The sequence below is a fragment of the Neorhizobium sp. JUb45 genome (genome assembly GCF_004343585.1).
GTDB lineage: Bacteria > Pseudomonadota > Alphaproteobacteria > Rhizobiales > Rhizobiaceae > Neorhizobium.
Genome location: NZ_SLYW01000008.1, coordinates 66,844 through 78,702, shown reverse-complemented (window position 1 = coordinate 78,702; position 11,859 = coordinate 66,844). Strand labels below are relative to the sequence as shown.

Here is an 11,859-nt window from a genome sequence, read left to right as displayed (position 1 = left end):
TTCCAATTGGCTTGAACGGCTTATGATGTGGGAAATTCAGCCTGACATTTCAATGAACCATCCGGTGACGTGAATGCAAACTGCCGACAATGATAATGCCGAATCCATGATAGAGCCAAACGTTACACACAAGCCGCTATCGCCAGCCGCACAACGTGCCCTGCAGGAAGCCGAGGAACGCCGCCAGGCGATTGCTCAGGCGGAAATGCCCGAAGAGTTTGGCGGCCGCGGCGGGGCCGATCCCGCCCGTTTTGGAGATTGGGAAATCAACGGTCGAGCAATCGATTTCTAAGTAAATATTCCTATTGATTTTCGGCATGAATTGGAATTTATTCCTTTTATGTCGAAAATAGTTATCGTCATCTCCGCCTTCCTGTCGGTCTTCATGACCGAAGCGTTGGCACGAGACGAAATCGCGGGACCTGTCGAAGCCGAGATATTGCGGATCATCGATGGCGATACTTTGCTGGTCGAGGCAAGACCCTGGCCGCAGCAACGCATGGAAGTCTATGTTCGCATCCGCGGAATCGATGCACCGGAAATGAAATCGAAATGCCCGCGCATTCGTGAAGCAGGCAGCGAAGCCCGAAAGGCCCTGGAAGGGCTGATGGCGCCATCCGAAAGAGTTCAGCTCATCCACATCTCCGGCGACAAATATTTTGGCCGGATCGTTGCGGACGTCATGTTGCCAGACGGCCGAAGTGCCGCCGACAGCATGCAACGCATGGGCTTGGTTCGGGCATATGATGGCGGCCGCAAGCCAACAGAGGTTTGCAATAGCTGAAAAAATCCGGCGGCGGCCGATTTGAAATTTGCGCAATAAGTAAGGGGCTTTCACCCCTTCCTTTCGCAAGTCAGGCGTCAATCTTGTTCTGACGATTGGCGATCAGATCGTCGACAACCGCCGGATCTGCAAGTGTTGACGTATCGCCAAGAGCGCCAAAATCATCCTCGGCAATCTTGCGCAGGATGCGGCGCATGATCTTGCCGGATCGTGTTTTCGGCAGGCCGGGAGCGAACTGGATCTTGTCCGGGGTGGCGATGGGTCCGATCTCGTTACGGACGTGTTTTACCAGTTCCTGTCGCAGCGTGTCCGTACCCTCATTGCCGGCCATCAGCGTGACATAGCAGTAGATGCCCTGTCCCTTGAGGCCGTGCGGGTAACCAACAACAGCGGCCTCCGACACGAGATTGTGGGAGACCAGAGCTGACTCGACTTCGGCAGTACCAAGACGGTGACCGGAAACGTTGAGAACATCATCGACACGGCCGGTGATCCAGTAATATCCGTCCTCATCACGACGGCAGCCGTCGCCGGTAAAATATTTCCCCTTGTAGGTGGAGAAATAGGTTTGAATGAAGCGTTCGTGATCGCCGTAAACGCTGCGCATCTGACCTGGCCAGCTGTCAATGATGCAGAGATTTCCGTCGGCAGCGCCTTCAAGAACATTGCCTTCATTATCGACGAGCTGCGGCTGGACACCAAAGAATGGTTTTGTCGCAGAACCCGGCTTGAGGTCGGTAACACCGGGCAGAGGCGTTATCATGTGACCGCCTGTTTCGGTTTGCCACCAGGTATCGACCACCGGGCACCGTTTGTCGCCCACCACGTTGTAATACCATTCCCAGGCTTCCGGATTGATCGGCTCGCCGACCGTACCAAGCAGACGCAGGCTGGAGCGTGAGGAGCGGGTGACAAAATCGTCTCCGACACTCATCAGCGAGCGGATCGCTGTCGGTGCGGTATAAAAAATGTTGACCTTGTGCTTGTCGACAATTTCCCAGAAACGCCCGCTGTCAGGGAAATTCGGCACACCTTCGAACATCAGCGTCGTCGCACAGTTCGCCATGGGGCCATAAACCAGATAGGAATGTCCCGTCACCCAGCCGACATCCGCCGTGCACCAGTAGATATCGCCATCCTGGTAGTCGAACGTGTATTCGTGCGTCATCGCCGCGTAGACGAGATAACCACCAGTCGTGTGCAATACGCCTTTCGGCTTGCCGGTGGAGCCGGACGTGTAGAGGATGAAAAGCGGATCTTCCGCCTTCATCTTCACCGGTTCGCAATGCGGTTTAACCGTGGCGATTTCCTGATGATACCAGAGGTCGCGGCCCGGCGCCCAATTGGTCTTGCCGCCGGTCCGGCGCACGACCAGCACCTTATTGACCGTGACATACTGGCGGGCGGCAATGTGAATGGCCTTGTCGGTGTTTTCTTTCAGCGGCACCGGCTTTCCGCCGCGCACGCCCTCGTCACAGGTAATCACGAACGTCGATTCACAATCAATGATGCGGCCGGCCAAGGCTTCCGGCGAAAAACCACCGAAAACCACCGAATGCACAGCGCCGATGCGCGCGCAGGCCAACATCGCGTAAGCGGCTTCCGGGATCATCGGCATATAGATCGTGACCCGATCGCCCTTCTTCACGCCGTGCTTCTTCAGCACGTTCGCCATGCGGCAGACCTGATCATAAAGCTGGTTATAGGTGATCTTTTTGTCGATGTAGGGATTGTCGCCTTCCCAGATGATGGCGGTGCGCTCCCCATGCGTCTTCAGGTGTCTGTCGATGCAGTTATAGGAGACATTGGTCAGGCCATCCTCGAACCACTTGATGGAAACCTTGCCTTTGAAGGAGGTATTCTTGACCTTTGTATAGGGCTTGAACCAGTCGATGCGTCGGCCGTGCTTGCCCCAGAACTTATCCGGATCCTCGATGCTCTCCTCGTACCACTTTTCATATTTTTCCTTGTCGATCAGTGCTTTTGCCCTCGTCGACTTGAGAACCGGATAGATTTTTTCGGACATGAAACTCCTCCCTCATTTGCGAGTCGGCACCTTGCATCTATCAACGTGCGACATTTTGGCATTCATACAAATTGGGGCGGGAGCGGCAATTAGACAAATGGAGATGAGAAGAGAGAATCCGATCGCAACGATCCTGTTTCTGAGAATTGCAATTCTGTCCCAATTCGATTATACGGCGTCTAATTCCCGGAAATGGTGGTTGATACCCACGGCCCGCGACACCGGCGCGGACGGACAGAGGAACTATATCCATGGCTCAACAATTGCTCATGCCAAAGGCGACCGCAGTATGGCTGGTCGACAATACTGCACTTTCCTTTGATCAGATTGCCACCTTCTGCAAACTTCACCCGCTTGAGGTGAAGGCAATTGCTGACGGTGAAGCCGCTCAGGGTATCAAGGGTCTCGACCCCATCTCCACCGGCCAGCTGTCGCGCGATGAAATCGCCCGCGGCGAAGGCGACATCAATTACAAGCTGAAGCTTTCCGAGCCGAAGGTTCGTGTTCCGGAATCCAAGCGCCGTGGCCCGCGTTATACACCGGTTTCCAAGCGTCAGGACCGCCCGAACGCCATCCTTTGGCTGGTTCGCAATCATCCGGAACTCAAGGACACGCAGATTTCGCGTCTCGTCGGCACCACCAAGTCGACGATCGAGCAGATCCGTGATCGCACCCACTGGAACGCAACCAACCTGACGCCGATGGATCCGGTGACGCTTGGCCTCTGCAGCCAGATCGATCTGGACCTTGAAGTCGAACGCGCCGCAAAGAACCGCCCTCTGCCGACAGCTGCCGAACTCGGCGCTTCGCTGCGTCCTGCCAACGAAACCGAAAATCTCGATTTCGGTTATCGCAGCGAGCGCGAAGAAGAGAAGGAAATCGATGCGGATGCCGTATTCGCGAAGCTCAGCTCGCTGAAATCGACCCGCACCGAAGAAGAGGAAGACGACAACTTTTAAGTTGTCTGACCTTTTCAGAATTCTTCCAAAACAAAACCCCGCCGGTACGCCCGGCGGGGTTTTGTTTTTGGTCAGATGAAGCCGATATTATCGGCTTCTCAATAGTCAGGCAGCCTTGAGGGCCGAATTCGTCGGGATTTCGACGTCGATCTCAAGGATCGACATGTTTTCATCCCGGTCCATCTTGACGTGAACGCGGTCGGCATCGAGATCGACATGCTTGGCGATGACGGCCAGAATTTCCTCACGCAGGATCGCTACGAGATCGGAGCCTGAGGAGGCGCGTTCATGAGCCAACAAGACCTGCAAGCGTTCTCTCGCCATTGGCGCCGATTTTTGCTTGCGGAAAAGACCAAAGATACTCATGCGGCCTTCCTTCCAAAAATCTTGCCGAATATACCTCGCTTATCGCCAGGGATGGTGATCGGCAGCTGTTCGCCGCGAAGGCGACGGGCAGCTTCGAAATAAGCCATAGCGGGCGCGCAACGGGCGTCGGCCAAGGTCACTGGAGCACCCATATTGGATGCGCGCAGCACATCGCTGCTCTCGGGGATGATGCCGATCAGCGGGATCGACAGGATTTCAAGAACGTCATCAACCTTCAGCATGTCACCGCGCTCGGCACGAACGGAATCGTAGCGGGTCAGCAGAAGATGCTTTTCCATCCGCTCGCCGCGTTCGGCTTTCAGCGTCTTGGAATCAAGAAGACCGATGATCCGGTCCGAGTCACGGACGGACGAAACTTCCGGGTTGGTGACGACAACCGCCATATCGGCATGACGCATGGCAAGTGTAGCGCCACGTTCGATGCCGGCTGGGCTGTCGCAGATGACCCAGTCGAACACGCGCTTCAGTTCGGTGATGACGCGGTCCACACCCTCAGTGGTCAGATTGTCCTTGTCGCGGGTCTGCGAGGCCGGCAGCAAAAACAGGCTTTCGAGTCGCTTGTCGCGAATCAGTGCCTGCGTGAGCTTGGCTTCGCCCTGGATGACATTGACAAGATCATAAACGACCCGGCGCTCGGCACCCATGACGAGGTCGAGATTCCGCAAGCCGACATCGAAGTCCACCACGACAACCCGTTCGCCGTTCTGCGCCAAGGCTGCGCCGAGCGCGGCGGTAGACGTCGTTTTGCCGACACCTCCCTTGCCGGATGTCACCACGATGACTTTGCCCATCTTAATCTCCTGTTTCCTGCCGTTTTCCAGCTTAGATAATTGTCGCAGCCATGATCGAATCACCATCCAGCCAGAGCTGAACAGGCTGTCCCCGAAGCGCCGGCGACATGTCCTCGATCATTTTGTAAATGCCATCTATAGCCACCAACTCTGCCTCAAGCTTGCGGCAGAAGATTCTGGATGCAGAATTTCCGATGGATCCGGCCATTGCCCGGCCGCGAAGCGCCCCATAGACGTGAATCGAACCACCAGCGATGACCTCGGCACCGGATGCCACCGAGCCGACAATGGTCACATCGCCTTCCGGGAAAATCACAGACTGGCCGGACCGCACCGGTTCATTGATAACCAGCGACTGGGTGACAGGTCGAATCTGCTGCGATTCTGCGTGGTCCGCGTCTTCGGACAGCACGCCTTCAGCTTCCGCAGCCACAGGCTCCCGCTCTTTGACCTCGATATCCGCCGCAGGTTTTCCACCCTTCATGGCCGGTGGCATACCCGGCACCAGCATCGATGGCCGTGCGCCTTCAATGCCCATGATACGGACGTTTCGCTCGGCCAACTGCTCAAAAAGATCCTTCAGTTGGACCTTGTCTATGGCAAGGTCGGTGACATCGAGAACCACCGGACGATCAAGAAAGAAGCCAGCGGATCGAGAGGCAAGATCGTCCAGCCTGACAAGCCAGTCGTCGAGTGGCAGGTCGGGTGATAGAACGAGCGCCAGGAAGGAGCGGCCCTTGATACGGATCGAGCGAGCGTCTGTTAACACTTTGGTCATCTACATTAAAAATTCGTTGTCGATCATTAGCTCCGACATGGTTAACAAATGGTTAACGTCGTCTGTTTTCGCTGCTTTCCGCGGATGATGAAATCGCGGTAAAAATACCGTAAGTCATTGCTTATATGCAATTTTATTGCTTGGGTGAAATGAAAGGGACTTTTGCAGGACGACTGCGACCATATCCAGCGCGGACGGGTCATCAATCGTCGCCGGCATGGTCCAGGTTTCACCATCAGCAATCTTCTGGATCGTGCCACGCAGGATTTTTCCGGAGCGCGTTTTTGGCAATTTCGGCAGGATGAGGGCGGTGCGAAACGACGCAACGGGACCAACACGTTGTCGAACGAGATCGACGACTTCCTGCTGGATGATCGAAGCCGCGCGGTTGGCACCGTTCTTCAAGACGAGAAATCCGTAGGGTACCTGTCCCTTGATGGCATCCGAGACGCCGACAACCGCGCATTCCGCGACATCGGGATGGGTCGCACAAACCTCTTCCAATGCCCCGGTGGAAAGCCGATGCCCTGCACAATTGATGATGTCGTCCGTACGCGCCATGATGAACACATAGCCATCGTCATCGACAAACCCCGCGTCTGCCGTCTTGTAATAGCCGGGAAATTCCTGAAGGCAGGTTTCACGAAAACGGTCATCCGCTTCCCAGAAGGTTGTCAGGCAGCCGGGAGGCAGGGGCAGGCGGATTACCAGATTGCCAAGAATTCCTGGTTCAACGGCTTTGCCTGCATCATCGAGAACCTCCACGGAAAAACCCGGCATCGGAACGGTCGGGGATCCGGGTTTCACGGGAAGCGGCTCAAGCCCGATGGGGTTTGCGACGATTGCCCAACCGGTCTCGGTCTGCCACCAATGATCGATAACCGGGACATGAAGCAATTTTTCCGCCCAGCGTAATGTCTCCGGATCGGCTCGTTCGCCTGCCAGAAAAAGCGCCCGCAAGCTGGACAGGTCTCGGCTGAAAGCGAATGTCCCATCCGGATCATCTCGCCGGATTGCGCGGAATGCCGTTGGAGCCGTGAAGAGCACATTGACACGATAGTGCTCGACCACGCGCCAGAATGTTCCCGCATCCGGTGTACCGACTGGCTTGCCTTCGAAAAGGATAGTTGTGACACCCGCAAGCAGCGGGCCGTAAACGATATAGGAATGGCCAACAACCCAACCGATATCAGAGGCGGTCCAGGAGACATCTCCGGCCCTCAGCCCGTAGATATTACGTATGGACCACTGCAGGGCGACCATGTGGCCACCACTGTCGCGCACGACGCCTTTCGGCTTTCCGGTCGTACCCGATGTGTAGAGAATATAAAGCGGATCAACGGCGGCAACCGCAACGCAGGCTATTTCGGTCTTCTTGCTCTTCTCAACAGTCACAAGCTCGGCAAAATCGAGTTCGTGACGCTCCTCGCTCAGATCAGCGCGCAGCTGTTCGCGTTGCACGACAAGACAATAGGCCGGCTTTGCATCGGCAAGATCGATAGCAGCATCCAGCAACGGCTTATAGGCAACGATCCGCCCAGGCTCGAGACCACAGCTGGCCGCAATGACCACCTTCGCCCGCGCACTGTCCAGACGTGATGCAAGTTCCTGCGCTGCAAATCCCCCGAATACGACCGAATGGATCGCGCCCAGACGAGCACAGGCAAGCATCGAAAAGACTGCCTCAGGGATCATCGGCATGTAGATGACTACGCGATCTCCCTTTTCCACACCGAGATTTTTCAGCACGGCCGCAACGGCGGTGACCTCCAGCAGAAGGTCATCGAATGTATAGATCTGACTTGCGCCGGTCATGGCGCTGTCGAAGATGACGGCAGCCTCTCTCCCTCTTCCGGCAATTACATGCCGATCAATGCAATTGTGGCAGGTATTGGTAACGCCACCATCAAACCATCGTCCATAAACACCTTGATGTGGATCGAACACGCTGTGCGGTGGTTTGAACCAATCTATGTCCTCAGCAGCCTTGGCCCAGAAAACATCTGGCTCTCGCTTCCACTGCTCATAGACATCGGTATAGCGATTGGGCATGCAACTTTCCTCCCCTGCGAACCATGCTCGCAGAGGTATTTTAGAAGCAAGCCATCAAGGGGGAAATCCGACGAAGGGCGAAGATCGCTTAGCGTGCACCAAAGATCGCAGAACCGACACGCACACTGGTCGCGCCGAACTGAATAGCGGTTTCGAAATCACCGGACATGCCCATCGACAGCTTTGTGATACCGTTTTCTTCCGCAAGCTTCCGAAGCAGGGCGAAATATGGGCCGGGATGATCATCCGCCGGTGGGATGCACATCAAACCTTCAATTTCCAGAGACAGGTCTTCGCGGCAATATTTCAGGAAAGCTTCTGTATCCTTCGGCGCAATGCCTGCTTTTTGTGGCTCCACACCAATATTGACCTGAACATAGAGGCGTAGCTTGCGCCCCTGCCTGCTCATCTCTTGCGCAAGAGCTGCGGCAATCTTTTCCCGATCCACTGTTTCGATCACGTCGAACAGCGCAACCGCTTCAGCCGCCTTGTTCGACTGCAGTGGGCCGATAAGATGCAATTCGATATCCGGCGTTTCCTGCTTGAGAACAGGCCACTTGGCCTGGCTTTCCTGAACGCGGTTTTCACCGAATATCCTCTGCCCGACGGCGATTACCGGGCGGATATCCTCAATCTCGAATGTTTTGGAGACTGCCACGAGTTGAACCGTGCCCCCAGTTCGGCCGGCGGTCTTCTCCGCGGTCTTGATACGGCCTTGAACCTCAGCAAGTCTCTGTTCAACAGTCATAGGAATCTCCAGCATGTTTGCCCATCAGCGATTAAACGCCAGAGGACAGGATGCCAAGCCTTACCGGGCTTCCGGCTCGATCAAGGCCCCGGCAAAACTTGACGCTCGGGTAGTTTCGTGGTGAAGGTCAGCCTAAACGCATCATATTCCGGAAATCGATAAAATGGCCACCGAACGTTACAATCCGCGCGACGCCGAGCCTCGCTGGCAGGCACGGTGGAATGAAGCCAAAACCTTTCAGACGGACAATAGCGATCCGCGCGAGAAATATTACGTCCTAGAAATGTTCCCCTATCCGTCGGGACGCATTCACATGGGCCATGTGCGCAACTATGCCATGGGCGACGTGGTAGCACGCTACAAGCGCGCGCGCGGTTATAACGTTCTGCACCCGATGGGTTGGGATGCATTCGGCATGCCGGCGGAAAATGCAGCCCGCGACAACAAGGTTCATCCCAAGGAATGGACCTACCAGAACATCGCCTCGATGAAAAAACAGCTGAAGGCCATGGGCCTTTCGCTCGACTGGTCGCGCGAGTTCGCAACCTGCGATGTCGATTATTATCACCGCCAGCAGATGCTTTTCCTCGACATGATGGAAAAGGGCCTCGTTTACCGCAAGCAGTCCAAGGTCAACTGGGACCCGGTCGACAACACCGTGCTTGCCAACGAACAGGTAATCGACGGTCGCGGTTGGCGGTCAGGCGCGCTGGTCGAACAGCGTGATCTGGTTCAGTGGTTCTTCAAGATCACTGAATTCAGCCAGGACCTGCTGGACGCCCTCGATACGCTGGACCAGTGGCCGGAAAAAGTCCGGCTGATGCAGAAGAACTGGATCGGCCGATCCGAGGGTTTGGCTCTGCGCTGGGAGCTGACGGCTGACAGCAAGGACGCAAGCGGCGCTGCCGACATTGAAGTTTACACTACGCGCCCAGACACCTTGTTCGGCGCTTCCTTCCTGGCGATTGCTGCCGATCATCCGGTCGCCCGCGCAATTGCCGAAAAGAATGCCGACGCACATCACTTCTGTGAAGAATGCCGTCAGGCAGGTACTTCGCTGGCAGCACTGGAAACAGCCGAGAAGAAGGGCTTCGATACCGGCCTCAAGGTCAGGCATCCACTCGACCCGAACTGGGAAGTACCGGTCTATATCGCCAATTTCGTGCTGATGGATTACGGCACAGGCGCCATTTTCGGTTGCCCGTCCGGCGACCAGCGCGACCTGGATTTCGCGCGCAAATACGGCCTGCCGGTCATTCCGGTGGTCATGCCGGCTGGCGGAGACGCCGCAACCTTCGCAGTGGGTAACGAAGCCTATGACGGCGATGGCGTGATGATCAATTCACGCTTCCTAGATGGCATGACGACCGAGGCTGCGTTCGAAGCGGTGGCGACACAATTGTCCGAGCAGCACCTTGGCGGTGCGGCGCAGGCAAGCCGCAAGGTCAATTTCCGTCTGCGCGACTGGGGTATTTCTCGCCAGCGTTACTGGGGCTGCCCGATTCCGGTCATCCATTGCGAGGTCTGCGGCGTTGTGCCGGTACCGAAGAAGAACCTGCCGGTACAGCTGCCCGACGACGTTACCTTCGACCTGCCAGGAAACCCGCTCGACCGTCACCCCACATGGCGTCACGTATCGTGCCCGCAATGCGGACACGATGCGCGCCGTGAAACGGATACGATGGATACATTCGTCGATTCCAGCTGGTATTACACGCGCTTTACCGCGCCTTGGGAAAACGACCCAACCGATCCGAAGATTGCCGATCACTGGCTGCCGGTTGATCAGTATATCGGCGGTATCGAACATGCGATCCTGCATCTTCTCTATTCGCGCTTCTTCACGCGCGCCATGCAGGAGACAGGGCATGTTGGTGTCAGCGAACCGTTCAAGGGGCTTTTCACGCAGGGCATGGTGGTTCACGAAACCTATCGCAAAGGTTCGGGGCCTAACGGCGAATGGGTAGCTCCCGCTGACCTTCGGATCGAGGAGGTTGATGGCACGCGTCGCGCCTATCTCCTCTCCAGCAATGAAGAGATCGCGATCGGCTCGATCGAGAAGATGTCCAAGTCCAAGAAGAATGTCGTGGACCCGGATGACATCATCGCCTCCTATGGCGCAGATACCGCACGCTTTTTCGTGCTTTCGGATTCCCCGCCCGAGCGTGACGTCATCTGGTCGGAAGCCGGTGTAGAAGGCGCTCATCGTTTCTTGCAACGTGTTTGGCGCCTGGTGTCGGAAGCAGCAGAGGTGCTGACCTCTGTCGAGGCGAATCCGGCTAAGGATGGTGAAGCGCTGGCGATTTCGCAGGCAGCCCACAAGACCTTACAGGCTGTGCAGGGAGACTTCGACAAGCTGGCCTTCAACAAGGCCGTCGCGCGTATCTATGAGCTCGTGAATACACTCGCAGGCCCACTCACTGCCGTTGCCGCCGGCGGCAAGGATGCTGCCTATATCGCCGCCATCCGCAACGCCACCGAGATCCTTGTGCAGATCGTCGCCCCCATGACACCCCATCTTTCGGAAGAATGCTGGAAGGTTCTGGGTGGCAAAGATATGGTCGCCGAGGCTGCATGGCCCTCGTTTGATGCCGACCTGGTAGCAGATAACGAGATTCTCCTGCCGGTTCAAATCAATGGCAAGAAGCGTGCGGAATTGACAATCTCGCGCGACGCGGATCAAAGTGCCGTGGAGCAGGCCGTGCTTCAGCTGGAAGCCGTTCAGGCCACGCTCGAAGGGCGGTCCCCGAAGAAGATCATCGTTGTCCCACAGAGGATCGTGAACATTGTTGTCTAACGTCACCAAAGATTTGCTTCGTATCGGCCGCGTCGCCTCAATAGCTGCGGTTCTGGTGGCATTGGCCGGCTGCCAGGTTAAGCCGCTTTACGCCGTCTCTTCTCCCGGCGGCGCTTCGGCGGGACAGAAGCTCGCTTCGATCGGGTTCTCGCAGGCCGACGACCGGATCGAGCAGACTGTTCGCAACGAACTTATTTTCCTCACCTCCGGCGGTGCAGGGGAAAGCAGACAGCCAGAGTACAATCTGACCATGAACGTAACCTCGTTCCGTCAGAATGTTCTGGATGAACAGGTGACCAATAACCTCATTCCGGGTCGCGTGACTTTGACGGCGGATTACACATTGACCCGTGCCAGTGATGGCAAGGTTCTGCGTACAGCGCAACGCAAGTCGACTTCACTGCTCGATATCTCTGCCCAGGAGTTTGCGGAAATGCGTGCCTATCGCGACGCGGAAGATCGCGCAGCGAAACAGCTGGCAGAATTCATCCGGGGCGATATCGCGACCACTCTCGGCCGCCAGTAACGGCGGCCGGC

Annotated in this window: 11 protein-coding genes; 5 read left to right on the top strand and 6 right to left on the bottom strand. The window is 56.4% G+C overall.

Translation table 11 applies throughout. The features are described from left to right. Positions 1-73 precede the first annotated feature (73 nt). Both EDF70_RS23715 and EDF70_RS23710 read left to right on the top strand, forming a co-directional pair. Entirely contained in the window at positions 74-292 is a 219-nt protein-coding gene (locus EDF70_RS23715) for a DUF1674 domain-containing protein (protein WP_132278611.1), read from the top strand. Positions 293-385: 93 nt separating this feature from the next. After that, entirely contained in the window at positions 386-784 is a 399-nt protein-coding gene (locus tag EDF70_RS23710) for a thermonuclease family protein (protein ID WP_245519309.1), read from the top strand. Positions 785-854: 70 nt separating this feature from the next. Here EDF70_RS23710 and acs read toward each other — a convergent pair whose 3' ends face one another. Continuing rightward, the gene (acs, locus tag EDF70_RS23705; protein WP_132278607.1) at positions 855-2,810 is read right to left on the bottom strand and encodes an acetate--CoA ligase; all 1,956 of its coding nucleotides are present in this window, start codon (positions 2,808-2,810) and stop codon (positions 855-857) included. A 251-nt stretch (positions 2,811-3,061) separates the two neighbouring features. Between acs and EDF70_RS23700 the strand changes: the two genes are divergently transcribed. Continuing rightward, positions 3,062-3,769, top strand: coding sequence for a DUF1013 domain-containing protein (locus EDF70_RS23700; RefSeq protein WP_112730583.1), 708 nt, complete (start codon positions 3,062-3,064; stop codon positions 3,767-3,769). A gap of 105 nt (positions 3,770-3,874) precedes the next feature. Here the strand turns inward: EDF70_RS23700 and minE are convergent, their stop codons facing one another. The 5 genes from minE to EDF70_RS23675 all read right to left on the bottom strand — a co-directional run bounded on the left by minE (position 3,875) and on the right by EDF70_RS23675 (position 8,525). After that, complete coding sequence (gene minE / locus EDF70_RS23695; protein WP_132278605.1) at positions 3,875-4,135, bottom strand: cell division topological specificity factor MinE; 261 nt, start codon at positions 4,133-4,135, stop codon at positions 3,875-3,877. Next, a complete protein-coding gene (minD, locus tag EDF70_RS23690; protein ID WP_132278603.1) occupies positions 4,132-4,947 on the bottom strand; it encodes a septum site-determining protein MinD in 816 nt (271 codons plus the stop codon). The genes minE and minD overlap by 4 nt, the downstream gene beginning before the upstream one ends. A gap of 31 nt (positions 4,948-4,978) precedes the next feature. After that, positions 4,979-5,725 carry a septum site-determining protein MinC gene (gene minC, locus EDF70_RS23685; protein ID WP_132278601.1) on the bottom strand — a complete coding sequence of 249 codons (747 nt, stop codon included), beginning with the start codon at positions 5,723-5,725 and terminating at the stop codon, positions 4,979-4,981. Between the two features lie 114 nt (positions 5,726-5,839). Next, positions 5,840-7,777: an AMP-binding protein gene (locus tag EDF70_RS23680; RefSeq protein ID WP_132278600.1), complete on the bottom strand. Its 1,938-nt coding sequence runs from the start codon at positions 7,775-7,777 to the stop codon at positions 5,840-5,842. An 88-nt stretch (positions 7,778-7,865) separates the two neighbouring features. Beyond that, on the bottom strand, positions 7,866-8,525 hold the full coding sequence (locus EDF70_RS23675; RefSeq protein ID WP_132278599.1) for a YggS family pyridoxal phosphate-dependent enzyme: 660 nt from the start codon (positions 8,523-8,525) through the stop codon (positions 7,866-7,868). 163 nt (positions 8,526-8,688) lie between these two features. On the opposite strand from EDF70_RS23675, the gene leuS reads away from it, so the two are divergent. Next, positions 8,689-11,322 carry a leucine--tRNA ligase gene (gene leuS / locus EDF70_RS23670; protein ID WP_132278598.1) on the top strand — a complete coding sequence of 878 codons (2,634 nt, stop codon included), beginning with the start codon at positions 8,689-8,691 and terminating at the stop codon, positions 11,320-11,322. Beyond that, on the top strand, positions 11,315-11,848 hold the full coding sequence (gene lptE, locus EDF70_RS23665) for an LPS assembly lipoprotein LptE (protein WP_245519308.1): 534 nt from the start codon (positions 11,315-11,317) through the stop codon (positions 11,846-11,848). The genes leuS and lptE overlap by 8 nt, the downstream gene beginning before the upstream one ends. Positions 11,849-11,859: the final 11 nt, after the last annotated feature.